This is a genomic window from Gammaproteobacteria bacterium (genome assembly GCA_016705365.1).
In the GTDB taxonomy this organism is placed as follows: Bacteria; Pseudomonadota; Gammaproteobacteria; order Pseudomonadales; family UBA5518; genus UBA5518.
Window position 1 is genome coordinate 71,291 of the sequence record JADIYI010000005.1, and the last position, 25,080, is coordinate 96,370.

Annotated in this window: 24 protein-coding genes and 1 pseudogene; 12 read left to right on the forward strand and 13 right to left on the reverse strand. The window is 65.0% G+C overall.

Annotated elements, in window-relative coordinates:
• Positions 1–8: 8 nt before the first annotated feature.
• From IPF49_04055 to nqrM, 8 genes and pseudogenes are all read left to right on the forward strand, one after another.
• Positions 9–1,351 (forward strand): annotated as a pseudogene (locus tag IPF49_04055) (Na(+)-translocating NADH-quinone reductase subunit A).
• Entirely contained in the window at positions 1,352–2,566 is a 1,215-nt protein-coding gene (locus IPF49_04060) for an NADH:ubiquinone reductase (Na(+)-transporting) subunit B (protein ID MBK6286814.1), read from the forward strand.
• Positions 2,553–3,365, forward strand: a complete 813-nt coding sequence (locus tag IPF49_04065; GenBank protein ID MBK6286815.1) for a Na(+)-translocating NADH-quinone reductase subunit C — start codon at positions 2,553–2,555, stop codon at positions 3,363–3,365. The genes IPF49_04060 and IPF49_04065 overlap by 14 nt, the downstream gene beginning before the upstream one ends.
• A complete protein-coding gene (locus IPF49_04070) occupies positions 3,365–4,027 on the forward strand; it encodes an NADH:ubiquinone reductase (Na(+)-transporting) subunit D (protein ID MBK6286816.1) in 663 nt (220 codons plus the stop codon). Before IPF49_04065 ends, IPF49_04070 begins: the two co-directional genes overlap by 1 nt.
• The gene (gene nqrE, locus IPF49_04075) at positions 4,027–4,635 is read left to right on the forward strand and encodes an NADH:ubiquinone reductase (Na(+)-transporting) subunit E (GenBank protein ID MBK6286817.1); all 609 of its coding nucleotides are present in this window, start codon (positions 4,027–4,029) and stop codon (positions 4,633–4,635) included. Before IPF49_04070 ends, nqrE begins: the two co-directional genes overlap by 1 nt.
• Before the next feature lie 25 nt (positions 4,636–4,660).
• A complete protein-coding gene (gene nqrF, locus IPF49_04080; protein MBK6286818.1) occupies positions 4,661–5,896 on the forward strand; it encodes an NADH:ubiquinone reductase (Na(+)-transporting) subunit F in 1,236 nt (411 codons plus the stop codon).
• The gene (locus tag IPF49_04085; GenBank protein ID MBK6286819.1) at positions 5,880–6,944 is read left to right on the forward strand and encodes an FAD:protein FMN transferase; all 1,065 of its coding nucleotides are present in this window, start codon (positions 5,880–5,882) and stop codon (positions 6,942–6,944) included. Before nqrF ends, IPF49_04085 begins: the two co-directional genes overlap by 17 nt.
• 16 nt (positions 6,945–6,960) lie before the next feature.
• Entirely contained in the window at positions 6,961–7,194 is a 234-nt protein-coding gene (gene nqrM / locus IPF49_04090) for a (Na+)-NQR maturation NqrM (protein ID MBK6286820.1), read from the forward strand.
• Here nqrM and IPF49_04095 read toward each other — a convergent pair whose 3' ends face one another.
• Genes IPF49_04095 through IPF49_04110 form a run of 4 tightly spaced genes read right to left on the reverse strand, consistent with a single transcriptional unit; the run spans position 7,195 to position 9,959 of the window.
• Complete coding sequence (locus IPF49_04095; protein ID MBK6286821.1) at positions 7,195–7,932, reverse strand: glycerophosphodiester phosphodiesterase; 738 nt, start codon at positions 7,930–7,932, stop codon at positions 7,195–7,197.
• Complete coding sequence (locus tag IPF49_04100) at positions 7,926–9,041, reverse strand: 3-deoxy-7-phosphoheptulonate synthase (protein ID MBK6286822.1); 1,116 nt, start codon at positions 9,039–9,041, stop codon at positions 7,926–7,928. Before IPF49_04100 ends, IPF49_04095 begins: the two co-directional genes overlap by 7 nt.
• 40 nt (positions 9,042–9,081) lie before the next feature.
• Positions 9,082–9,384 carry a phosphodiesterase gene (locus tag IPF49_04105; GenBank protein MBK6286823.1) on the reverse strand — a complete coding sequence of 101 codons (303 nt, stop codon included), beginning with the start codon at positions 9,382–9,384 and terminating at the stop codon, positions 9,082–9,084.
• Positions 9,381–9,959, reverse strand: a complete 579-nt coding sequence (locus IPF49_04110) for a PilZ domain-containing protein (protein MBK6286824.1) — start codon at positions 9,957–9,959, stop codon at positions 9,381–9,383. Before IPF49_04110 ends, IPF49_04105 begins: the two co-directional genes overlap by 4 nt.
• A gap of 123 nt (positions 9,960–10,082) precedes the next feature.
• Here IPF49_04110 and IPF49_04115 point away from each other — a divergent pair, with 123 nt between their 5' ends.
• Genes IPF49_04115 through IPF49_04125 form a run of 3 tightly spaced genes read left to right on the forward strand, consistent with a single transcriptional unit; the run spans position 10,083 to position 13,253 of the window.
• Positions 10,083–11,324 (forward strand): lipoprotein-releasing ABC transporter permease subunit, encoded by a 1,242-nt coding sequence (locus IPF49_04115; GenBank protein MBK6286825.1) that lies wholly within the window; start codon positions 10,083–10,085, stop codon positions 11,322–11,324.
• Entirely contained in the window at positions 11,317–12,009 is a 693-nt protein-coding gene (locus tag IPF49_04120; GenBank protein ID MBK6286826.1) for an ATP-binding cassette domain-containing protein, read from the forward strand. The genes IPF49_04115 and IPF49_04120 overlap by 8 nt, the downstream gene beginning before the upstream one ends.
• Positions 12,006–13,253 (forward strand): lipoprotein-releasing ABC transporter permease subunit, encoded by a 1,248-nt coding sequence (locus IPF49_04125; GenBank protein ID MBK6286827.1) that lies wholly within the window; start codon positions 12,006–12,008, stop codon positions 13,251–13,253. The genes IPF49_04120 and IPF49_04125 overlap by 4 nt, the downstream gene beginning before the upstream one ends.
• Here IPF49_04125 and IPF49_04130 read toward each other — a convergent pair.
• Positions 13,244–13,780, reverse strand: a complete 537-nt coding sequence (locus tag IPF49_04130; GenBank protein ID MBK6286828.1) for a DUF2062 domain-containing protein — start codon at positions 13,778–13,780, stop codon at positions 13,244–13,246. The two genes, IPF49_04125 and IPF49_04130, sit on opposite strands and share 10 nt — an antisense overlap.
• Positions 13,781–14,011: 231 nt before the next feature.
• On the opposite strand from IPF49_04130, the gene IPF49_04135 reads away from it, so the two are divergent.
• Positions 14,012–16,345, forward strand: a complete 2,334-nt coding sequence (locus IPF49_04135) for a DNA internalization-related competence protein ComEC/Rec2 (protein MBK6286829.1) — start codon at positions 14,012–14,014, stop codon at positions 16,343–16,345.
• A 3-nt stretch (positions 16,346–16,348) separates the two neighbouring features.
• Here the strand turns inward: IPF49_04135 and IPF49_04140 are convergent, their stop codons facing one another.
• The 8 genes from IPF49_04140 to IPF49_04175 form a co-directional block, all read right to left on the reverse strand.
• Complete coding sequence (locus tag IPF49_04140; protein MBK6286830.1) at positions 16,349–16,978, reverse strand: hypothetical protein; 630 nt, start codon at positions 16,976–16,978, stop codon at positions 16,349–16,351.
• A 61-nt stretch (positions 16,979–17,039) separates the two neighbouring features.
• Positions 17,040–18,038 carry a VWA domain-containing protein gene (locus IPF49_04145; GenBank protein ID MBK6286831.1) on the reverse strand — a complete coding sequence of 333 codons (999 nt, stop codon included), beginning with the start codon at positions 18,036–18,038 and terminating at the stop codon, positions 17,040–17,042.
• The gene (locus IPF49_04150; GenBank protein MBK6286832.1) at positions 18,035–19,123 is read right to left on the reverse strand and encodes a VWA domain-containing protein; all 1,089 of its coding nucleotides are present in this window, start codon (positions 19,121–19,123) and stop codon (positions 18,035–18,037) included. The genes IPF49_04145 and IPF49_04150 overlap by 4 nt, the downstream gene beginning before the upstream one ends.
• Positions 19,113–20,468 carry a hypothetical protein gene (locus IPF49_04155; protein ID MBK6286833.1) on the reverse strand — a complete coding sequence of 452 codons (1,356 nt, stop codon included), beginning with the start codon at positions 20,466–20,468 and terminating at the stop codon, positions 19,113–19,115. The genes IPF49_04150 and IPF49_04155 overlap by 11 nt, the downstream gene beginning before the upstream one ends.
• Before the next feature lie 2 nt (positions 20,469–20,470).
• A complete protein-coding gene (locus IPF49_04160) occupies positions 20,471–21,277 on the reverse strand; it encodes a MotA/TolQ/ExbB proton channel family protein (protein ID MBK6286834.1) in 807 nt (268 codons plus the stop codon).
• Between the two features lie 15 nt (positions 21,278–21,292).
• Complete coding sequence (locus tag IPF49_04165; protein MBK6286835.1) at positions 21,293–21,481, reverse strand: hypothetical protein; 189 nt, start codon at positions 21,479–21,481, stop codon at positions 21,293–21,295.
• Positions 21,482–21,486: 5 nt separating this feature from the next.
• On the reverse strand, positions 21,487–23,547 hold the full coding sequence (locus IPF49_04170; protein ID MBK6286836.1) for a PEGA domain-containing protein: 2,061 nt from the start codon (positions 23,545–23,547) through the stop codon (positions 21,487–21,489).
• Positions 23,544–25,055, reverse strand: coding sequence for a hypothetical protein (locus tag IPF49_04175; protein MBK6286837.1), 1,512 nt, complete (start codon positions 25,053–25,055; stop codon positions 23,544–23,546). The genes IPF49_04170 and IPF49_04175 overlap by 4 nt, the downstream gene beginning before the upstream one ends.
• Positions 25,056–25,080 lie beyond the last annotated feature (25 nt).

The window sequence follows — 25,080 nt, forward strand, 5'->3', positions numbered from 1 at the left end:
GGGTAGCTATGATCTCGATACGCCGTGGACTGGATTTGCCCATCAGTGGAGCGCCGGAGCAGGTGATCCATACCGGCCCGAAAATCCGTACCGTGGCAGTGCTGGGCCCGGACTACCCGGGCCTGAAGCCCGGCATGCTGGTGCGGGTCGGCGACCGGGTGGCGAGGGGCCAGGCGCTGTTCATCGACAAGCGTGCCGAGGGGTGCAGTTCACGGCTCCCGCGGCGGGCACCGTCGCGGCGATCAATCGTGGCGACAAGCGGCTCCTGCTCTCGGTCGTGATCGATGTCGATGGCAGCGAGGAGCGTGAATTCGCGCGTTACGAGCCGGCACAACTCGCCACGCTTGGTCGCGAGCAGGTGCGCGACAACCTGGTCGATTCCGGACTCTGGACGGCATTGCGCACCCGCCCGTTCAGCAAGGTGCCCGCGCCGTCCACGACACCGCACTCGATCTTTGTCACCGCCATGGACACCAGTCCGCTGGCCGCCGATCCGGCGCTGGTGCTGGCCGCCGAAGCGGACTCGTTCAGGCAGGGCGTGCAGGTACTGGCCGCGCTCACCGACGGCAAGGTCTTCGTGGTCGGAGGCGCCGGTGGGGCGACGCCGCGCGTCGAGGCGCCGCGCGTGGTTCACGAGGAGTTCGCGGGCCCGCACCCGGCCGGACTGGTGGGTACCCATATTCACTTTCTCGATCCGGTGCACGAACGCAAGACGGTGTGGAGCATCGGCTACCAGGACGTGATTGCGATCGGCAAGCTGTTCACTACCGGTCGTTTGCATTGCGAGCGCGTCATCGCGCTGGGAGGCCCGTCGGTTGAACGCCCCCGGCTGCTGAAGACGCTCCTCGGAGCGAGCGTCGAGGAACTCTGTGCAGGCGAGATCGCCGGCGGCGAACCGCGGATACTGAGCGGCGGCGTGCTCGCCGGTCGTTCGGCGCGCGGATCGCTGGCCTTTCTCGGACGCTATCACACGCAGGTGTCGGTGTTGCCCGAAGGCCGGGAGCGCCTGTTGCTTGGCTGGCTTTCGCCCGGGGCAAAGCGTCACTCGATGATGCGCATCTACCTCTCCAGCCTGTTCGGGCTGAAGCCGGTGGCCATGAACACATCGACCAACGGCAGTCCGCGGGCACTGGTGCCTATCGGTGCCTACGAAAAAGTGATGCCGCTCGATGTGCTGGCAACACCGCTGCTCAAGTCGCTGATCGTCGGTGATGTGGAAGTCGCCGCGAAGCTCGGCGCGCTCGAACTCGACGAGGAGGATCTTGCGCTGTGTACCTACGTGTGTCCGGGCAAATACGAATATGGTCCGATCCTCAGGGACAACCTGACCCGCATCGAGATGGAGGCTTGAATGAAGGCTCTTAGGCGGTTTCTGGACCACGTCGTCGAACCCCATTTCGAGAAAGGCGGGCGCTTCGAAAAGCTGTTCCCGCTCTACGAGGCGCTGGACACCTTCCTTTATTCCCCGGCGAGCGTGACCGGAAGTGGCGCGCACGTGCGTGATGGCATCGATCTCAAGCGGGTCATGATCACCGTATGGCTGGCGGTGTTCCCGGCGATGTTCTACGGCATGTACAACCTCGGATTCCAGGCCAATACCGCGATGGAGGCGATGGGGATCGCGGCCAAGACCGATTGGCATGGCTGGTGGATCGCCCTCGCCGCGGGCTACGATCCGAACAGCGTGTGGGACTGCTTCTGGCATGGTGCCTGTTATTTCCTGCCGATCTACATGGTGACCTTCGTGGTCGGAATCGGCTGGGAGATCCTGTTTGCCTCGGTGCGTGGTCACGAGGTCAATGAAGGCTTCTTTGTCACCTCCATCCTGTTTGCGCTGATCGTGCCACCCGACGTCCCGCTGTGGCAGGCGGCACTCGGGATCAGCTTCGGGGTGGTGATCGGCAAGGAAGTGTTCGGCGGCACCGGCAAGAATTTCCTGAACCCGGCGCTGGTCGGGCGTGCCTTCCTGTTCTTCGCCTACCCCGCGCAGATGTCGGGCGACACGGTGTGGACCGCGGTCGATGGCTTCAGCGGCGCGACGGCACTGTCGCTCGGCGCCAGTGGCGGGCTGGACCTGATCACCCGGCATATGAGCTGGATGGATGCGTTCTTGGGGCAGATGCAGGGCAGTATCGGCGAAACCTCGGTACTCGCGATCCTGATGGGCGCGGCGCTGTTGCTGTGGACCGGCATTGCCTCGTGGCGAATCATGCTCGGAGTGGTCATCGGCACCGTGGCGATGGGCCTGCTGTTCAATGCCGTCGATTCTGCCACCAACCCGATGTTCGGGGTGCCGTTCTACTGGCATTTCGTGGTCGGCGGCTGGGCTTTCGGCACGGTGTTCATGGCCACCGACCCGGTGTCGGCGGCGATGACCGAAACCGGCAAGCTCGCGTTCGGCATCCTGATCGGCGTCATGGTGATGCTGATCCGGGTGGTGAATCCGGCATTTCCCGAGGGAATGATGCTCGCGATCCTGTTTGCAAATATCTTCGCGCCGTTGATCGACAGTTTCGTGATGCGCGCCAACATCAACCGGAGGCTGGCACGCAATGTCAACGCCTAAGAAGGAAACCACCGGGAAGACGCTGCTGGTCGCTTTCGTTCTGTGCATCGTGTGTTCGGTGATCGTGGCCGGCGCGGCCGTGTCGCTGAAGCCGATCCAGAGCAGCAACAAGGCCCTGGACCGCAAGACCAATATCCTGGCGGCCGCCGGCATGCTCCCCGGGGGCGAGCACAGCCGTGCCGAGGTCGAGGAACTGTTTGGCCACTTCGAAGTGCGCCTCGTGGACCTGGATACCGGCACCTATGCCACCGAGCAGGATTTGGCGCGTCCGGAACTCGATCCCGCGCGCTACGACCAGGTCAAGGCGGCGAAGGACGCCAAACTCTCGGCAGCGCTCGACGATGTCGAGGATGTGGCGAGCATCGGACGCCGCGAACGATTCGCGCAGGTCTACCTGATCGAGGACCAGGGCAGGATGGAGAAAATCGTGCTGCCGATCCGCGGTTACGGGCTGTGGAGCACGCTGTACGGCTTCCTGGTCCTGGAGGGCGATGCGAGCACGGTGGTCGGCCTGTCCTATTACGACCAGAAGGAAACCCCCGGGCTTGGCGGCGAAGTGGACAATCCCAAGTGGAAGGCGCTGTGGCCGGGCAAGCAGGTCTACGACCAGGACGGCAAGGTATCGATCGATATCGTCAAGGGTGGAGTGGATCCGGCGAGCCCGCTGGCGCGACACCAGGTCGATGCGCTGTCCGGCGCGACACTGACCAGCAACGGCGTCGAGAACATGCTGCATTTCTGGCTCGGTGAGCACGGTTTCGGACCCTATCTCAGCAAGATCCGCGGAGGGCAATCCTGATGTCCAGGACCCGGGAAATTCTTATTTCTCCGATATTCGTCAACAATCCGATCGCGGTGCAGATCCTCGGGATCTGCTCGGCACTGGCGGTCACATCCAGCCTCAAGACCGCGCTGGTGATGTCGATCGCACTGACACTGGTCACCGCGTTCTCGAATCTCGCGATCTCGCTGTTGCGCAACCACACGCCGAGCAGCATCCGCATGATCGTGCAGATGATCGTGATCTCCTCGCTGGTGATCGTGGTCGACCAGATCCTGCAGGCGGTGGCCTACAGCATCGCCAAGCAGTTGTCGGTGTTCGTCGGTCTCATCATCACCAACTGCATCGTGATGGGGCGTGCGGAAGCCTTCGCGATGAAAAACCCGCCGATCCCGAGCTTTCTCGACGGCATCGGCAACGGGCTCGGCTACAGCGCGATGCTGATGGCGGTGGGCACCGTGCGCGAGTTGTTCGGCAGCGGCAAGCTGTTTGGCTTCGATGTGCTGGCGCAGGTCAACAACGGTGGCTGGTACCAGCCAAACGGTCTGCTGCTGCTGCCGCCGAGCGCGTTTTTCATCATCGGCCTGTTCATCTGGCTGCTGCGCAGCTGGAAGACCCAGCAGGTGGAAGCCAGGGAATTTCACATGGCACCGCAGAGCAAGCCGCAGGAGGTAGTGTGATGGAACATCTCCTGGCGCTGCTGATCCGCTCCGTGTTCATCGAGAACATGGCGCTCGCGTTCTTTCTCGGCATGTGCAGTTTCATCGCGATCTCGAAAAAGGTGGAAACGGCGTTCCAGCTCGGGGTCGCGGTCGTGGTGGTACAAACCATCACGGTACCCGCCAACAACCTGATCTTCCATTTCCTGCTGCGCGACGGAGCGCTTGCATGGGCGGGGTTCCCGGAGCTCGATCTGGGTTTTCTCGGTTTCCTGAGCTATATCGGCGTGATCGCCGCGATCGTGCAGATTCTCGAGATGTTCCTCGACAAGTACATGCCGGCGCTCTACACCGCGCTCGGCGTGTTCCTGCCGCTGATCACCGTGAACTGCGTGATCATGGGCGGCTCGCTGTTCATGGTCGAGCGCGATTACGTGCTGAGCGAGAGCGTGGTCTATGGCTTCGGTTCCGGTCTTGGCTGGGCGCTGGCGATCACGGCGCTGGCAGGTGTGCGTGAAAAGCTCAAGTACAGCGATGTGCCGGATGGATTGCGCGGCCTCGGCATCACCTTCATCACGGTGGGACTGATGGCGCTCGGGTTCATGTCATTCGGCGGTATCTCGCTCTGAGCACGGCATTTCGGGACGATCGAACATGGTAGACGTAGGGACGATTTTTGCGGGTGTCGGGATGTTCACGGCGATCGTGATGTCGCTGGCGGTGCTGATACTCCTGGCCCGTTCGCGGCTCGTCAGCACCGACGATGTCAACATCGAGATCAACGACGATCCCGAGCGCGCGCTCACCGTGGAGGCGGGCGGCAAGCTGCTGACCACGCTGGCCAATGCGGGCATATTCCTGTCATCGGCCTGTGGCGGGGGCGGTACCTGCGGCCAGTGCCGCTGCCAGGTGCTCGACGGTGGCGGTACCTTCCTGCCGGTCGAGGAAGGCCATTTCACCCGTGGGCAGTTGCGCGACAATTGGCGGCTTGCCTGCCAGGTGGCGGTGAAGCAGGACATGAAAATTCATGTTGAGCCCGAGTTCTTCGGAGTGAAACAGTGGGATTGCACCGTGGTGTCGAACGACAACGTCGCGACCTTCATCAAGGAACTGGTGCTGAAGCTGCCCGAGGGTGAAAGCGTGGATTTTCGCGCCGGCGGTTATGTGCAGCTGGAAGCGCCGCCGCACACGGTGCACTACAAGGATTTCGCGGTCGATGCGCAATATCGCGCGGACTGGGAGCGTTTTCATTTCTTCGACCTGAGTTCGACCGTCAAGGAACCGGTGATCCGCGCCTACTCGATGGCGAACTATCCCGACGAGAGAGGGGTGCTGAAGTTCAATATCCGCATCGCGACGCCGCCGCCCGGTTCCAAGGGCATTCCACCGGGGCAGATGTCGTCCTACGCCTTCGGCCTGAAGCCGGGTGACAAGATGCGGGTATTCGGTCCGTTCGGCGAATTCTTTGCCAAGGACACCCGGGCCGAGATGATATTCATCGGCGGTGGTGCGGGCATGGCGCCGATGCGCTCGCACCTGTTCGACCAGTTGTGCCGCATTCACAGCGATCGCAAGATCACGTTCTGGTACGGTGCACGCAGCCTGCGCGAGATGTTCTATGTCGAGGATTTCGACAGGCTGGCCGCGGAAAATCCCAATTTCAGCTGGCACGTTGCGCTTTCCGACCCGCAGCCCGAGGACAACTGGAGCGGACTCAAGGGCTTCATCCACCAGGTGCTGTTCGACAATTACCTGAAAGATCACCCGGCGCCGGAGGACTGCGAGTACTACATGTGCGGGCCGCCGATGATGAATGCGGCAGTGATCAACATGCTGGAGCACCTGGGTGTCGAGAAAGAGAATATCCTGCTGGATGATTTCGGCGGCTGATACGCGCCGCGGCATCGCGCAGCGAACGGGAGCAACGGTGTTGCTCCCGTTGTTGTTTGTGCTGCTGGCGATTGCTGCCTGCACTCCCGGACCCGAGGTATGGCGTTTCGAGGGCGATACCATGGGCACGACCTACCACGTTACCGTGGTCGAGCCGCCCCGCCGGCTGAGCCAGCCGGCGGCGGGCGAGGGCGTCGATGCGGCGCTGCAGCAGGTCAATGCGCTGATGTCGACCTACCGCCCCGAGTCCGAGGTTTCGCGTTTCAACGCCGCGCCGCCCGATGCATGGTTCGCGGTATCGCCCGAAACACTCGACGTTGTCGAGACCGCGCTGGAAATCCACGCACTCAGCGCCGGAGCGTTCGACATCACGGTCGGACCATTGGTCGATCTGTGGGGGTTTGGCGCCGGCGCGAAGGGGGCGGACCGGGTGCCCTCGGAACAGGACATCGCGCGCGCAGCGGCACGCGTTGGTTCCGCGGCGCTGAGCGTGCGTCGCGAACCGCCCGCCTTGCGCAAGAGCGCCGAGCGCGAAATCGATCTGTCCGCGATCGCCAAAGGCTATGGCGTGGATCGTGCGGCGCTCTGGCTCGAGGCCGCCGGGGTTGCCAACTACATGGTCGAAGTCGGCGGCGAGGTACGCACCGCGGGCAACAATCCGGACGGTCATGAATGGCGCATCGGCATCGAGGCACCGGAGCTGATGCGCGGCCGGGCCCTGGCGGCGATCGCGGTGAGCGGGAAATCGATTGCCACGTCCGGTGATTACCGCAACTACTTCGAGCGTGATGGCAAGCGCTACTCCCACACCATCGATCCCGCCACTGCACGCCCGATCGAGCACGGTCTTGCCTCGGTCACGGTAGTGGCGCAGGACTGCAAGACCGCCGATGCGCTGGCAACCGCGATCGATGTGCTCGGTCCGGCCCGGGGCATGGAACTCGCCGAGCGCGAACAGATCCCGGTCTATATGCTGGTGCGCGTGGGCTCGGGCTTCGAGTCGCGGTCCAGCACCACGTTCCAGCCGTATCTGGATGGGTTAGAATGAGGGCGAGGTGAGCACAATGGCAACCCTGTTTTTCACGCTGGCTTTTTTTCTGTTGGTGACCGCGGCGATGGCCATCGGCGTGCTGGCCGGTCGCAAGCCGATCCAGGGCAGCTGCGGCGGCATGAGTGCGATGCTCGACGCCGACTGTCCGGTTTGCGGCGGCAATCCCGCCAAATGCGATGCGGTGGATCCCGATCTTCCCTACGACGCCAGCGACACCGCGGCGGGTCGGGCTGCGCCGCGCCAGTGATCAGCTTTCGGAACCCCGAAGACTGAGCCACAACGCCATCATGCGCGTGGGGTAATCGGTCACCACGCTGTCGATTCCGTGCGCGTGCAGGCGCCGCACCACCTTCGCGTCGTTCACGGTCCACGCCGACACCGGGAGGCCGCTGGCATGAGCGGCAGCGATACGCGCCGGTGTGCACAGCTTCCAGTGAAGGACCAGCAGCTCGACGCCCAGTTCGCGCGCCAGCGTCAGTGGATCGGGTCGCGTGCGATCGGTGATCAATCCGCGGGGGATCCGGGCGTCGCAATCGTGAACCGCACCGAGCAGCGCGGCGTCGAAGGATGTCACCGTGGCGCGCGGGTGCAGCGCGTGCTCGCGAAACAGCGCCGCGAGCCGCTCGGCCATGAGCGGCCGCTGGGCACTGCTTACCGGTTTCGCCTCGAGCTGGAAGTGGAGGATCTCCGGGAATTCCTCGAGCACGCGGCCAATCACCGGTACCGGTTGCGGGGTGGGGCAGTCAGGGCCGCCGCGTCGGGCATCGAGGCGGGCGAGTTCCTGCGCCGTCAGCTGCGCCACCGCACCACGTCCATTGGTAGTGCGATTCACGGTATCGTCGTGAATCACCACCAGTTCGCCATCGCGTGAGAGCCTGAGATCGAGTTCGACCCGGACCACGCCGGCACTGATCGCGCGGTGAAACCCCGCGAGGGTGTTTTCAGGTGCTTCGCCGCGTGCGCCGCGGTGACCGTAGATCAGCAAGCGCTTTGCGCCCACAGCCGCTGGCGCGCGAGATAGCTCTCGCGGCACAGCTTCACGTCGGCCAGAAAACGCGGCAGTTCATCGAGCAGCAATGCCTGCGGTCCATCCACCAGCGCCTCTCGCGGCCGGGGATGAAAATCCACCAGCACCAGGTTGGCACCCGCGATCACGCCCTGCGCGGTGGCGTGCGCGACATCGAGAATATGGTCGGGTGCCGCATCACGCGATCCCACCGAGTGCGAGGGATCGATGCACACCGGCATCCGCGTCAGGCGCTTGATCACCGGGACGTGGGCGAAATCGACCATGTTGCGATGTGGCGCTCCACCATCGCTCTTCATGCCGCGCAGGCAGAAAATCACCCGTGAATTGCCTTCGCTGGCAAGGTATTCCGCGGCATTCAGCGATTCGTTCAGACTGATGCCGAAACCGCGCTTGAGCAACGCCGGGTAGGTTTGCTGGCGGCCGATGGCTTTCAGCAGCTCGAAGTTCTGGGTGTTGCGGGTGCCGATCTGCAGCATCACGCCGGTGGGTCGGCCGAGTTTTTCGAGACAGGTGTCGATTTCCTCGATGTGGCTCTCGTGGGTGACCTCCATGGCGATCACGCGAATGCCGTGCTTGCCAGCGAGTTCGAATACCCACGGCAGGCAGCTGCCGCCATGGCCCTGGAACGAATAGGGATTGGTGCGCGGCTTGTAGGCGCCCATGCGGGTGCAGAGCTGGCCTTCGCTCGCGAGCGCCGCCAGCATGGTCTCGACGTTTTGCGGATTGTCGACCGCGCACAGACCTGCCATGACGTGCAGCGTATTCTGCGAAAAATTGACACCGTTATAATCGAAGCCCGCCAGCCGCTGCTCGTCCTTGTGCCGGCCGAGCATGCGATATTCCTCGGAAATCCGCACCGCGCGCTCGACCGCGGGCAGGGCTTCGAGTGCGTCCTTGTCGAGGGTGTGGGTGTCACCGAGGAGATAGATCTCGGTCAGTTTCTGTTGCTGGCCCTGCACCACGTGGCTGCGCATCTCGATGCGCGGCAGCGTCCGCAGGTATTCCCAGGTCTTGCGGTATTCCTCGCTGGATTCATCGGTGTTCGGGTGCAATATCAACAGCATGGAATTCTCTCGGGTGAAGGTGCCGCGCGCGCAACGGCATTCAGGGAGCAGGCGGTGGTGCAACCGGCGTGTGGCGCAGTACCGTGTGCAGCACGTGGTTGTACTCGAAATACACGAAGAATTCCGGGTAGTCCCAGCGACTGATCGGCGGCTGGCCGACCGCTGCCTGGCGTGCCGCGGGCTCACCCCAGCCGGCAAGCACGGTTTCCATGCTGGTGCCGCGTTCGGGCACGTGCGCGGCAACCGCGGCCGAGCCCTGCGCGCCGAGCGGTACCTTGATGACTTCCGCGCCAAGCAGTGCCGACCAGCCGAACAAGACCAACAAAGCGATTGCGCGGATCATTCCCGGCCCCCTTTCTTGCGTTGCTCCGCCATCTGTACCTGCATGACGTGACGGGCGATGATCTGGCGGTCCGCATCCTGCAACCGCTCGAAATTGACTGACACATGGGTGCTGCCGCTTCGTTCCGGCACCAGCTTGACCACGCTCGCGTAGACCGCGATGCCCACGTAGGCAGGCAGCAGCGTCATGCGGATCGCCAGCACGCTGCCCAACGCCGGTGGTGTGGCGCAGCTGAACGAGAGTCCGCCCTCACTGAGCGAAATGGTCTGCTCGCTGCCACGTCCGAGCTCCGGAGTCAGACTGGCGATATGGCGGGCCAGCAGATCGAGCTTGCGGTTGATATGGCCGAGATAGGCACCGAGCCCCCGATCCTGCTCGCCGAGTGTGTGCAGCAGGTGGCTGTTGTCCTGGTCGAGACGGCGCATTTCGCGCAACAGGTTGAAGTGCTCGTTGTCGGGAAAAAAATTCTCGGCCGGTTTGGCGGCGGGCGCATGATCCCCGACCAGGCAGTGGCTGATGATTACCGGGCAGTCCACCCGGTAGAAATCGCGCTGGTTGGCAGTGGGACTGGACATGATGGTACGCCAGGGATTTCGCGGTTTGCTTGCCCGGCAGTATAAGCGCCGTTTCGCGGACTAAAAAGTGCTGTAAATACCACGCCCGTGTGGGGGCTCGGACAATTGTGCTTAAATGCCGCGATGTTTCGTCCGTTCCCCCTTTTCATCGGTCTGCGCTATGTGCGTGCACGGCGGCGAACCCGGTTTATTTCGGTGGTTTCCGCAGTGGCGCTGTGCGGACTCGGGCTGGGCGTGATGGCGCTGGTGGTGGTGCTGTCGGTCATGAACGGTTTTGATCGCGAGTTGCGCAGCCGGATCCTGGCACTGGTGCCGCACGTATTGGTCGTCGGCTCTCGGGCAATCGTCGATTGGGAGCCGCTCGCGGCCGCGCTGGAGCGCGAACCGGGTGTCCGCGGCGCGGCACCTTTTATCGGCGGCACCGCGATGCTCAGCACGCCGGGAATCGTGCGTGGCGTCGAGCTGAGCGGAATTCGCCCGCAGTATGATGCGCGGGTGTCGGTCATCGGACAATACATGCAGCAGGGGGCGCTGGAAAATCTGCAGCCAGGAAAATTCGGAATCGTGATCGGCAATCTCGTGGCACGCTCGCTCGGCCTCGGGATCGGCGACTACGTCACGGTGATGCTGCCGGAAATATCACTGACGCCGGCCGGGGCGTATCCGCGGATGCGTCGTTTGACCGTGGTGGGCATTTTTGCAGTGGGCGCCCAGGTGGATGCCAGCACCGCGCTGATTCAGCTCGAGGATGCGGCGCGACTCTACCGCACCGGCAAAGGGGTGCACGGGGTGCGTCTCGCACTCGACGATCCGGACCAGGCGCCACGGGTACGCGCACGCATTGCCGGATCGCTGCCACCCGGTTTGCATGCCGAGGACTGGAGCACCACGCAGGGCACGCTGTTTGGCGCGATCCGCATGGAGAAACGCATGGTCACGCTGTTGCTGCTGGTGATCGTGGCGGTCGCGGCATTCAACATCGTTTCGATCCTGACCATGGTGGTTGCGGAGAAGCGTGGCGCGATCGCGGTGCTGCGCACCATGGGCGCCTCGCCGGCGCAGATCATGGCGGTGTTCACGGTGCAGGGCACGCTGATCGGCGTATCGGGAATCGCCGCGGGTCTTGCCGTGGGCATACCCGTCGCGCTCAACATCAGCGCGCTGGCCGCGTGGCTGGAGCAAGTGCTGGGGGTTCGCCTGTTCAATCCGGCGGTGTATTTCATCAGCTATATTCCATCCCATCCCGAGATGGGCGACCTGTTGCTGATAGCCGGGTGCGGGCTGGCGCTGAGCGTGCTGGCCACGCTCTACCCGGCACGGCGCGCGGCGCGTATCGGCCCGGCGGAGGCGCTGCGTTATGAATGATGGCGAGGCGGTGCTGGAGTGCCGCGCATTGCGCAAGCTCTACCGCCAGGGACCGCAGGAACTGGTGGTGCTGAACGACCTGAACCTGCGGGTAAGGCGCGGTGAGCGGCTGGCGATCATCGGTCAATCGGGCTCGGGCAAGAGCACCTTGCTCAATATGCTGGGCGGTCTCGATCTGCCGAACGCGGGCGAGGTGCGGGTCGAAGGGCGTGTCATCAGCGAGATGAGCGAGCGCGAGCGCGGGCTGCTGCGCAACCGTGCGCTCGGCTTCGTCTACCAGTTTCATCACCTGCTCGGTGAGTTCGATGCGCTCGAGAACGTGGCGATGCCGTTGCTGATCCGCGGCGAGGCGCCGCGGACTGCGGCGGCGCGTGCGCGCGTGCTGCTCGAGCACGTGGGTCTTGGCGCACGGCTCGATCACAAGCCGGGTGAGCTCTCCGGCGGCGAGCGCCAGCGGGTGGCGATTGCGCGCGCGCTGGTTGCCGAGCCGCGCTGCGTGCTGATGGACGAACCCACCGGCAATCTCGATCGCGGCACCGCCGCGGGCATCCACGCGATGATGGATGCGCTGAACAAGGATCTGGGCACCAGCTTCGTGGTGGTCACCCACGATCCGGCGCTGGCGGCACGCATGGATCGCGTGCTGACGCTGGCGGAGGGGCGCCTGCTCGAGGCTGCGGCATGAACCCCGGCGGATGGCGTTTTCCGCTGCGGGTCGGGTTTCGCTATGCGAGCAGCACGCATCGCGGTGCGCTGGTCGCGTTCATATCGCGTGTGTCGACGGCGGGCCTGGTGCTCGGTGTGGCGCTGCTGATCGTGGTGCTGTCGGTGATGAACGGCTTCGATCGCGAGCTGCGCGAGCGTATTCTCTCGCTGGTGCCGCATGTCTCGCTGCAACCCATCCAGCCGGTGCGTGACTGGCGCGCGCTGGTCGCTGCGGTGGAAGCGCATCCCGAGGTGCTCGCCGCGGCACCCTACGTCGATTTGCAGGCCCTGCTGATGTATCGCGGCAAGGTCGTGCCGGCACTGATCCACGGCACGGAGCCTGCGTTCGAACGGCGTATTTCCTCGATCGACCGCTATCTCGCCAAGGGCACCCTGGATTTGCTCGACGCAGACGCGGATACGCTGCTGCTGAGCGATACGCTTGCGCACAAGCTCGGCGTTGGCGTCGGCGAAAGCCTGCAGGTGATGGTGCCGGACGTGAACGCGGCGGGGCAGGTGATGCCGCGGGTGCAACGCGTGCTGCTCGGCGGCGTGTTCGATACCGGCACCGAGGTCGACAATGCGATGGCGCTGGCGGGCCTCGGCCTGGCAACGCGATTGCGCGGCGCGCCCGGTGTCGTGCAGGGCGTGCGCTTCCAGGTGCGTGATCTGTTCAGCGCACCGCGGGTGGAGCGAGAGGTGATCCAGGGGCTTGGCATCGAGATCCATGGCCTCGACTGGACCCGTACCCATGGCAATCTCTACGAAGCCATCCAGCTGTCGCGCAACATGGTCGGGATCCTGTTGTTCCTGATCATCGCGGTGGCGGTGTTCAACGTGGTCTCGACCCTGTTCCTGATCGTGAAGGACAAGGAGGGCGATATCGCGATCCTGCGTACGCTCGGCGCCAGCCCTGCCGACATCATGGGGGTGTTCATGGTGCAGGGCACGTTGATCGGCCTGGCCGGTGCCCTGTGCGGGGGGCTGATCGGCTGTGTCCTGTCGCTGTTGATCACCGATGCGGTGGCATTGCTGGAATCGTTGCTCGGCGTGCAGTTTCTCAAGGCGGAAGTGTACCCGGTGAGCTATCTGCCCTCGCAACTGGCGTTCACCGATGTGGCGAGCGTTTGCGCAGTGGCACTGGCGATGAGTTTCGTGGCGACGCTGTACCCTTCGTGGCGGGCCGCGCGCATGCAGCCAGCCGAGGTGCTGCGTTACGAGTGATCGCGTTTCGCGTCGCGGCGCTCACGCTGGCGCTGGCGCCATTTCAGCTGCACCCCGATGCGCCACGCCAGGCGCGTCAGTATGAACGCCAGGGTGCCGAGAACCAGTCCGGTGCTGAAGCTGCCGAGCAGCAGGGGCTGCCAGATCACGCTCATCTGGTGTTCGAGCCAGTTCAGGGATAACTCGAAGTCGCTCGCCTGGGGACGCAATCCGAGCATTTGGGCCCCGAGGCGATAGGTGGCGTAGTAGATCGGCGGCATGGTGAGCGGGTTGGTGATCCACACCAGCACTACCGCAAGCGCCACGTTGCAGCGCAGCATGATCGCGGCCGCGGCGGCAATGAGCATCTGCAGTGGCAGCGGAATGAAGGCCACGAACACCCCGACGAACATCGCCGTCGATACCGAGTGACGATTGAGGTGCCAGAGGTTGGGGTCGTGCAGACGCGTGCTCAGCATGCGCAGCGATTTGTGATCGCGGATTGCGTGCGGATGCGGCAGGTAGCGCCGGATGAATTTGCGTGCCATCGCTTGGTCCCGGAAATACGCGCGGGTCATCGAGGCAGGCGCAATGCCGACGCGCGGCGAAGCATAGGGGTTATGTCACAGCCAGACAAGCAGACCGCGGGCAAGGGTTTGGGCCGGTTGAATTCGCATACCTCGATGCTTTGACCCCCCGGGCGCGCCTGAAACACTTGCAGGACCGGAGCCGATAGGGCTCAATGGCCCACGCTCATCCAATGGACTGGAGAGACGCAGATGCTGGCAGGGATGCTGGCGGTCGCCACCGGCATCGTGGCGACTACCCGCCTTGGTTCATTGCCTGGTGCCGCCCCGTTGATCGCGGCGCTGCCGTTGCTCGTCCCGTTGCTGTTTTCCACGCGCGCCGCGCTGCGTACCGGCGGCTGCCTGTTGCTCGGGCTCGCCCTGGGCATGCTGCGCGGACACGAGATGCTCGCGCGCGCGTTACCGGCGGAGCTGGAGGGACAGGACCTGGCGGTGCGGGTCTGCGTGGAGGGTCTGCCCGAACGCTTTCTCGATGTCCGTGGCGAGCGTTGGCGATTTCGTGCCCGGGTGCTCGATGCCCTGCCGGGTGCGCGCGGTGCGTGGGCCGCACGCCAGGGACGCCGGGTCGAGCTGAGCTGGTATGGCGCAGGAGACTTTCGCCCCGGGGATGCCTGGTCGATGACGGTGCGGCTGCGGGCGCCGCGCGGATTCGTGAACCCGGGCGGTCGTGACTACCAGGCGTGGCTGCTGGCGGAAGGAATCGACGCCAGCGGTTATGTGGTGGGTAAGGCGCCGCATGCGCGACTCGCGGCGCGGGGGTGCGGCGCGCACCTCGACCGCCTGCGCTGGAGCCTGCGTACACGCCTTGCGGAACTGGTCGGCAACGAACCCCAATTCGGCAAACTGCTGGCGGTGACCATCGGTGACGATTCGCGGTTCCGGCCTTCCGACTGGGAGGTATTCGCGCTTACCGGCACCACCCACCTGATGGTCATCAGCGGCATGCATATCACTCTGGTCGCGATGCTGGCGCTGCTGGGCGCGAAGCGGGTTCTGCGGCTGTGGCCGGGACTGCACGGGCGGGTGCCGGCGCAAAGTGCGGCGATATGGGCCGCGTTCCCCTGCGCGCTGCTCTACGGTGGCCTGGCGGGCTGGTCGGTGTCAGTGCAGCGCGCGTTGCTGATGCTGGCGGTGGTGTTCGTCTTTGGTGTGGCGGAGCGCCATCTGCGCGCCTGGCTCGCTTTCGGGTGCGCGCTGCTGCTGGTGCTCGTGCTGCAGCCGATGGCCGCGCTGCAAACCGGGTTCTGGCTGTCATTTCTTGCCGTTGCGGCCTTGATATTCGTTTTTTCCGGGCGGGTGCGCCGGCCAACGCGGCTGCAGTTGCTGTGGCAGCCGCAGCTGGTGATCGCAATTGCGCTGGCGGGCCCGCTGCTGCTTGCCGGCCAGCCCCAGGCAATTCTGGCACCGCTGGTCAATGCGCTGGCAATTCCGCTGGTAGACCTGGTCGTGGTGCCATGCGCCCTGCTTGGTTGTCTGCTGTTGCCGCTGGGTGATGTCCTGGCATGGCCATTGTTGCGCATGGCGCTGCTCGCGCTCGATCTGTTGTGGTGGCTACTCGCGCACGCGGCGAGCTGGAACCCACCGCTGCCCGAGGGTGGTGGGGTGAGCGTGGAAACGTGGCGGGTACTGCTGGCACTGGGCGGGACGATCTGGCTGTTGCTGCCGCGTGGCTTCCCGGCGCGTGCCATTGGCCTGGTGCTGATGTTGCCGCTGCTGCTGCCGGCGCGCGCTGCACCGGCAATGCTCGAACTATGGGTGCTCGATGTCGGGCAGGGCTCCGCGGTGATCGTGCGCACCCGCGAACACACCCTGGTCTACGATACCGGCCCGCGCTTCAGCGAGCGCTTCGATGCCGGGCGGGCGATCGTCGCGCCGGCATTGCGCAACACCGGCGATCCGCGGGTCGATCTGTTGCTGATCAGCCATGCCGACGGCGATCACGCGGGCGGTGCGGCGGGCCTGATGGATGCGTTGCCGGTACGCGAGGTGCGTGGCGGCGAACCAGTTGCCGGTATCGAGCTGGCGCCGTGCGAACGCGGGCAGCACTGGTCCTGGGACGGGGTGGACTTCGAACTGCTGCATCCTCCCCCCGGGAGCAGCGGGACCCGCGACAACGACCGCTCCTGCGTCTTGCGGGTCAGTGCCGCGGGACACCGATTCCTGCTCGCGGGCGACATCGAAGCGCTCGCCGAGGCGGAGTTGTTGCGCCAGGATGCGCAGGCCTTGCGTGCCGAAGTGCTGCTGGTACCGCATCATGGCAGTCGCAGTTCCTCCACCGCGGCGTTCGTGGCAGCGGTCGCGCCGCGTTATGCGCTGGTCTCGGCAGGTTATCGCAATCGTTTCGGTCATCCGCATCCGGCGGTGGTCGAGCGTTATGCGGCACGTGGCACGCAGTTGCTGAATACCGCGTACGAAGGCGCGATCAGGATGCGTGTGGCCGAGGATGGCAGCCTGGAGCAGCCCGTGGGCTGGCGATCGCACCGGCCACGTTTCTGGTACGCGCAACCCGGCGGCGCACCGGATTGACGCTCAACGCCCCGCGAGCGGTGTCGCCGGTGCCACTCCGAGCCATTCGCGGATGCGCTGATCACGTTCGAGGCCGCTCACCATCGAGGCACCCGCATCGCGCAAGGCGATGATCGAGGCTGCCTTGATGGCGTCCTCGCTCGATTTCAGGAACGCCGTCGGGGTCTTGCCATACGCGGTGAATTGCCAATGACCGATCTCCGCGCCATGACCATCGCGGATACTGAGGTCGTACTTGATCCAGATCTCGAATACCGTGGCCCGGGTGTCGGCGGGCAGCGCGAACTGGAACTCGGCGATGCTCGGCACGATCACCGCCGCCAGCCCCTCGCCCGCCGCGTCGGCCGAATCCAGTTCGCGCACGCTGCGGAACATCGCCGCAAAAATGGTGCGGAACACCTGCAACTGGGTCGGCCCGATGCTGATGGTCCACTCGCCGCCGGCGACGTTGGGGCGCTCCTCATGGTGCGTGAAGCTGCCGAACTCGGGTGGAAAATACACCCCCACGCTGACCGGCAGCGGCTCGACCAGCGGCTGCGGAAACTCGTTCAGTGCCTGCATGTTCACCACGTTCGGACCGCAGCCGGCGACACCGATCAGCAGCATTCCCAACAGCAACAGGAGTCTGGGCATGGTCATCTCTCGTGAATTCGTCCAATCATAAGCGCAAGCGCGCCACGCCACAAAGCCAGCCTCAGCGGAAATCGTTCAATCCGACGAAGGTGCCATTGTTGCGCCACGAGAGGTCCCGCATCAGCGTCGCGAAGCGGATGCCGGTGATCTGCATGTTCGCCGGATTCGCGAACTGGGTCGGAAATCCGACCGCGTGGATGCGCACCAGGCGCTCGCCGTTGGCGGATTCGCCATTGATCCGGTCGACCACATCGATCACCTGCGCGATCGAGTTGCCGGTGAACTCATCGCCGAACACATAAAGACTGATGCGCCGCCCCGGTTGGTAGAACGTGCGGATGGCATGCACGATGCCCTCCACCGGGCTGCTGTTGCTGTACGGGTTCCAGCTGGCAAAGCGCTGGATGATGGCCTTGCGTCGTGCCGGGGTGTCCGGAATCCACTGTCCGCGATAACTCGAGAACATGTACCCGCCCTCGTCGTCGAGCACCTGTATGCCCTTGACCTTCGGATAGAGGTTCAGGATGTTGATCAACTCGCGCTGGGCGCGTGGCCAGGCGTAATTGAACATGCTGCCCGAGGTGTCGATGATGAAGATCACGTACTCGCTGTCGACCGGGATGCCGCCGATGCTGTCGTTGCGCCGTCGTCCCTGTGCCCCCAGCAACCGTTTCATCTCGTCGCTGAGACGCTGGCGCGCCTGTTCGAGCTGGCCAATCAGGCGGCTGTTCACGGCGGAATCCTTGGGTGTCGCGGCGTTCTCGCCCCGGATCGCGGAGAGATCACCATCGAGGCGTGCAACGTACTCAAGCACCTCGGACAATTGTTCGCGCCGGGCGGTGAGATCGCGGTTCAGCACCGTCGCTTCGCCGCGCAGGCGGTACAGTTCTTCCTGCAGTGCGGCGATGTGTCCGTTGAGGTCGCGGGTGCTGTCCTCGAGCACCATCGGCTCGGTGATCTTGGTGATCATCAGCAGCAGGATGATCGCGCCAAAGCCGCAGCAGATCACATCGAGAAAGGAGAGGTTGAATTCTTCCTGCGCGCGCCGTCTCCTGCTCATGGCCAGTCCTTTGCGGGTGCCAGAAACGCTCCGCGTGTCGCTTGCGCGAGTTGCCAGAACGCCGCTGCCGCCATCGGGTCGCCTTCCATTGGCGCGAGAATCACGTTGACCGGGATGCCGTTCGGCAGTCGATCGAGCGCCTGGTTGAAGAACTTCAGACGATCGCGCCCGCTCACCTTGCCGGTGCCGATGCTGCTGCCCTGGGTGGGCAGGCCGTCGGTGATCAGGTAGATATTGTCGGGTCGTGGCGACATCGCCGCCGCCGCCGCGAATGCCGCCGCGAGGCTGGTCCCTTCGGCGGGGGTGACCGAGCGCAGGCTCGCCACCGCGGTATCGAGTTGCTTGCGCTCACTGACCTTCAGCCATTTGCCCGCGCTGTCGGCAAGCGCCGGCTCGGCCCTGGTATTGAACAGGACGATCTGGTACTCGCTGTCGCGCGGGAACTGGCTGCTCAGCCAGTCCACGGTCGCCACCGCGCGCTGCCATTTGGCGGCGCGCCGCTGCACCGGTTCGGGCATGTTGCGCATCCGGATCACGTTGACCAGGCTGTGATCGAGCATGCTGGCCGAGCGGTCCAGCAGCACCAGGATGCGCTTGCCGCCCAGTTTCAGGCCGGTCAGGTACTGACGGTCACCGTCACCGCGGAATTCGCGCACGTTCTCGCCTGTCTGCTTGTCGGCCTCGGCGCGCAGCCGTTCGTTCTGCTTCTCGAGCTGGCTGAGGTCCGTCTTGAGCTGGTTGATGTGCTCGGTCTGGGCGAGAGTGTCCTTGTCGAGCGTGGAAAGTTCCTGCTTGCGCCGCTGGATCTCGCTGATGATCTGTTTCGAGCGCCCCTTGGCCTCGGCGGTCGAGTCATCGACCAGAGCGATCGTGTTGCGGAGTTCCGCCAGGTTGACTCGACCCTCGCGCACCTCGCGTTCGAGAAAATCGACCTCCCCGATCAGATCGTGATTCATGTTCCGGGATTTTTCCGCACCGGCATGGTCGATGATCAGGAACACCAGGATGGTCGCGCCGAAACCACAGGACATGATGTCCAGGAAGGACAGGCTGAATACGTTGAAGCCGCGTCGCTTACGCGCCATTGCCGGTGACGGATTCCTCGACGATCAGACGCATACCGGTGTCGCCGTGGTCGGGGAGGTTGATACGGGTACCGGCGCTCACACGCAGCGAGCGCTGCAGCGTCACGCCATCGACCTGCACCGTGGTGCCGTTGACGGAGCTCACCCACCATGCATTGGCCTCCCAGCTCAGCACCAGCGTTGCATGGTCCAGCGCCCGCCGGCTGAGTTGCCAGTTGGCGCGCTCGTCGCGGTGCAGGTACAGGCATCCCGGGGCGAGACGCCAGGCACGTGCACCGAGCACCAGGTGCGAGGGCACGACAGCGGGTGCGTGATTCACCGAAGCCTGAGGCCGCGCCGGGTCCGGGGCGACGCTGCCGCTTGGCACCGGCTGCGCCGGCAGGCGGGTCACGAAGCGCAATGCCTGATCGTCGCAGCGGATGATCGCGGCGTGGCGCAGGCAGGCACGCGTCACCGCGCCCGGTTCCAGCGCCGTGGCCGCGCCGAGGAACTGCCCGATCCGCGGCAAGCGCGCGATGCGCGGGCTGAGCAGCAGCGTGCCGGAGTCTGCGGCAAGGGCCTCGCTGAGTTGCAGATACAGCGGGCGCACGGCTTCGAGCATATCGGCAACGCGCAGCTTGGCGTGGTAGCTGTTGCCGCCGTTCAGCAGGCCCGCGCCGACATCGGACTGCTGGTTCAGGATGTCCAGCCATTGTGGCATCTGGTCATAGAGTTGCTGTTCGGTAGCCGCCGAGTGCAAGGGGTCGAAGCGGGTCTGCTGGATGAATTCCGCCGCCACGTGCCTTGCCCAGCGCTCCTGCATCTGCAGCAGGCCGGTACCCGGCAACACCCGTACCCCGACGCGCTGCAGGGTGTCGCCCTCACGTACCAGCCGGGTCAGCACGCACTGGTGCAATTGCAGGTCCAGGTGCAGTGCCGAATCGGCAATCGGGACGGAGCTTGCCGCGGCCAGCGCGGCATCGACCAGCCCTGCCGCCCGAAACGGACAGCGTTGCGCAATGCCGAGCAGGATCGCGAGTTGCTCCTTGCTGAAGCTGCCGGGCACCGCGAAGATCAGTTCATCCGGTTTGCCGGCTTCCTCGTGCAGCTGCAACAAGTGCAGGTAGGCGAGGTCGGCATGGTGGCGGGCCAGGGCGCGGGCATGGTGCAAGGGTTCGGTGCCAAGCCGCATCCAGAACTGGTTCAGTGTCTGGCGCGGATCGATGCGCGCCTGCGCCTGCGCCGCGGCGCCGATCAACACCGGTTCGCGACCGATGTTCGCGTAGCCCGGGCTGCTCGGGCACAAGCTCCGTTCATCGCCGAGCGCGAGACCGGTATCGTTGAATTCGAGCACGCACAAGGACACTCTCAGCTCTCCCGGGTGACCTTGAAGTGCCCCAGCAGGCGCAGATCGCAATAGGATTGTGCCGCGAGAACCAGGCGTTCCTGCTGGAGCTGCAGCTGGTGCATCAGGAACATCAGGAAAATGCTGATCACCAGCGCCACGAAGGTCGAGTTGAAAGCCACGCCGAGCGCGGCGGTCACGCCCGCGATATCACCCGAGACCGCACGGTGTGCCTCGCTGAGCGCCATGCCGATACCGCGTACCGTGCCGATGAATCCGATCGAGGGAATTGCCCAGCCGATATAGCGGATCATCGACAGTTCGGAATCGAGCCGATCGCCTTCGCTGTCACAGACCTCGTGTATTGCGGCTGCGGCATCCTGAATGCTGCGGGTCGAGGAGAAGCGCTGCAGCCCGGTCAGCAACGCACGCGCCAGCAAGCCCTCGCGCTCTGCCGTGGGCAATGCCTCGATCGGACGCAGGTACTCGCGCGCATCCTCGGGCAGGATGCTGGTGCCACCCGGAATCTGGATCAGGCGGCGCTCGAGCAACTGCCGTTCGTGCACCAGGGTGCGTGCCTTGAAACCCATGATCGCGATGCACCACAGCATCAGCACCAGGCAGCTTTCCTGTTCGTAGTCCTTGAGTATGGTGTAGGCGGATTGCTGCTGGGCACCGACATCACCGGCCGCGATGCGCTCCTGTGCCGCTTTCTGCATGAATTCGGCGCGGGGCCAGATGAGGCTCACGTACAGCGTGTGCACCACGATCAGCGACAGCAGCAGGGCAAACAGCTGGAACAGGAATTCGGAGGCGAAGATGCGTTTCATGATGGGCTGCCGTATTCAGATATCGGCGGGAAAGGAGACCGACAGGTCTTCGGAAATCTGTTCGCTCGGTTCAAAGCGCTCGCCGGCCGGTGCGCTGGCCGGGCTGGCTTCGGTCGTATTATCCGCCGCCTCGGCCGGCGCTTGGGGCGCCGGATCCTCGGCAGTTGCGTAGCCCGTCTGCAGACACAGCATCAGCAACAGCATTCGCATCATTCGAGGTACCTCGCAAGACGGAAGCCGACATCGGCGCGGGCCTCCTTGCCGTAATCGCGAAACGCAAGGCGCAACTCGGTGATGCCGCCGTGGCGCCAGCTGGCACCGCGAATCACGTGGAATTCGCCGAGCTCCGGGCCCAGCGGATCGCTCACGCGGGTTGCGGGCACGGCTTCGTAATAGTCGTTGACCCATTCTGCCGCATTACCGCTCATGTCGAAAAGCCCGTGCCGGTTCGGCGTGAAACGCTTGCGCGGTGATGACACCGGGAATCCGTCATCGTAACCGGCGATGACATCGCCGAGCAGCGAGGCGCTGCTCTGGTCGGCGAAATTGCCGGCTTTCGCGGGCGGTGGCAGCGTGGCTCCCCAGGAAAAACGCAGATTCGTCCCGCCGGGTTGCACGGTTGCCGCCCACGCCCATTCGGCTTCGCTCGGCAACCGGTAGCCGGGGCTGCCCGCGTTGAATCCGGTGACCGTATTGCCCTCGGTGCGGTAGAAATCGGGCAATCCGTCGCGCTTGCTGAGCCAGTTGCAGAACAGTGCCGCGTCTTCCCACGACAACAGGCTCGCCGGTTGGTCGTCGCCGTTCAGGCTCTTGCCCTTGAAATTGCCCGATGAGTGGGCGCCGCGATACATGCGGAATTCCGCGTTGCTGACTTCCGCGACGCCAAGATAGAACGGACGCCGCATCCGCACCTCGTGCAGGGCCTCGTTCGCGCGCCGCCCCGCCTCGCGTCGCGAGGAGCCCATCGAGAAGTCGGCAGGGCGCAGCAACACCAGCTCCTGGCCGATGCCAGTGGTGATGCGGGATTTCACTGCGGCGAGTTTTTGCTGTGCGACGGTGCGCAGGTTCACGTTGAACGTCTGGGGGAAGCCCGGGCGTGGCGTCACGCTGAGCGTTTCGCTGGCGAAACCGCTGCGCCGAATCGTCAGTTTCTGTGCGGTCGAGGGGAGCCGCAGCGTTTGCGATCCCTTGCCGAGCAGCCGCTCACCGGAAAAAATCTGCGCATCCGCCGGCTTCACGTCGAGGCGCACCTCGCCGGTGATCGGGCGCAATTCCAGTACGAGTTGCTGCCCGGCACCCGTGCCCGGGCCGAGTTTGCGGACGGCCCGTTCATAACCTGCCTTGAAGGCGATCAGTTCGTGCGTGGCGGAAGAATCAAGCGCCAGCTCCAGTGGCGTGCTGCCCTGGAACACCCCGTCCACGGTCACGCTCGCGCCGCTCGGACGCGAGCTGAGCTGCACCCGGGCATCAGCGCGGCGCAGCGCCACTGGCGGCAATTGTTGCCGCTCGCCGGCGCTGGCCTCGATGCTCAGCGCGGCATCGGCGAAACCGGCGAGTTGCAGGGCCAGCGTGCGCCGTCCGGCCATAAGTTCCACCTCGGTGGGCGTGACCCCGAGTTGGGTTCCGTCGAGCAGTATGCTGGCCCCTGCGGGTTGCGTTTCCACCCGGTAGGTTCCCCAGCCGGGCGCGAGATCCAGCGCCAGGCTTTGTTCGATCTCCATGCCTTCGATTTCGAGCGCCTGCTCGCGGGGCAAAAAGCGCTCCGCTTCGAGGCGCAGGCGGTGTGTGCCCGCGCTCACGCCGAGCGGGGCGGCATTGCTGTATCCGGCATCCACGCCGTCGATCAGCACCCGGGCGGGTACCGGGGCGGTGGTGATCAGCAGCAGGCCGGGGAGCTTGTCCAGTTCCACCGTCAGCTGCTGGTCGCGGGCCTTGCTGATCAGCAGTTGCTGTTGCCGGGTCGCGTAGCCTTTGGCGCTGACGGTCAATTGATAGTTGCCGGGGCGCAGCAGCAGCCGCGATCCGAGCGCCAGATACCCGCCGCCATCGATCGCAAGCTCGGCTTCGGCCGGCACGGTACGGATCTCGATGGCGCGTGCGCTGAGCAGAAACCACAATGCCAGCAGGGCGAGGATCAGGGCCGCTGCAATCGCCATCTGGCGGCGCCCGGGGCGTTTCAGCGCCGTGCCGGTGGCCGCGACCGGTGGCGTGTAATCATACGGACGGATGGGCTGGTCGTCCCCGGATGAGGGTCCGTTGCCGGGATTCATATCTTTTGGCTGCACTGGACGCTGACCGGAGCCGGAGCGAGGCCGGCACGCACCACGAACTCGATCCGCACATCGCGATACCCGTTGCGCTGCCCGACCGCGATGTATTTGCCGGGCAGCAGGTCCAGAGTGGTTGCGTCGAAACTGCCCAGGCTGCCGACCCGGAACACCGTTACCTCGGTCTTGTTGTCGGAGACCAGGCGCACCGCTACGCTGGTCCGCAGTTCCGCGAGCAATTTGCGACCGGCATCGATCTGGGCCAGCAGGCGCGGGCCGGGAACCGCAATGGCCGCGGCGCTGTCGAGCAGTTTCTGACTGGCATCGAGCGCCGCGGGGGAATTCAGACGTTCGGGCTCGGCGACCATGCGCTGCAGGGCACCATCCAGCGCCAGGCGCGTCTCGGCTACCTGCTTGCCCTCGCGGGCCGGGCCGAGCGAGGCATCGATGGCCAGTGCCGCGACATAGGCCTCGAGCGCAGCCTGCCACTGTTCGGACTGGCTCGCTTTGTCACCGCGCGCCAGCAGCTCGCCGATACGTTGCTGGCTCAACTGGAATTCCACCTGCTGCAGACCCTCGCGCGCTTCCGCACCGCCCGGCTTGAGCTTGAGAGCAGCCTGGAATTCGGTGCGTGCAGGCGCCAGTTTGCCCGATGCGAGCGCGGCGTAGCCGCCCGAGAGGCGGGCTCCGTACTGGTCCTGCGTGCGCCTGGCCTGCAATGCCGTCAGCGCCTGTTGCGCGGGGGCGAACGTGTTGTCGATGGCGAGCGCCTGGCGGTAGGAGACGGCGGCGGCATCAAAATCGCCGGCCGCCTCGGCGCTGGCGCCACTGGCCATCGCTGCGTTCAGCGGGGCGATATTGGCGGCGCGCTGCAAGCCGCTCTGGGCGTGCTGATTCGCGGCATCGATCGCCAGGGCGGAGTTGAAAGCGGCCGTTGCCGCAGGCTCGTCCGCGGCCGCAAGCGCCGCGTCGCCGGTGGCGAGTGCCGCTTGCAGGCGGGCATCGATGCCCTCGAGCAGCGTCTGCATCCGGTCGCGACCGCCGAGATAGTGTTGCTCCGCTTCCTTGAAGCGTTCGGTGCGATAAGCCTCGTCGCCGGCGTGTGCGCTGGCGATGGCCTCGGCATATTCGGTCGGGGCCCAATTTTCCGCACCGCGCTCCTGCAGTTCGAACTGCAGCGCCAGCAGCGCGTCGAGTGCGGTCTTGGCGGCCCCCCGTTCGCGCTCCGCCTGGGCCTTTTCCCACGGCGATACCGCGTTGGCTGGTGCTGCGGCACCGCTGCCCGCGGCAGCGTTGGCAGCTGCGGCGGATTCGGCTGGCGCGGCGGACGGTTCACCGACAAATTCGGGCAACACGAAAACAACGGCTGCGGCCACCAGCAGCAATGCCACCAGCAGCAGCGCGACCGGCGAGGGTTGCGCGGCCACGCGCGCCGGTGGCGTGGTGGAGGCGGCGGGGGAGGATATATCCAGACTGGCGGGCTGGATGCGTTCGAATTCGTCGTGGCCCATGAGTTGGCGGATCGCGGTCTCTTCG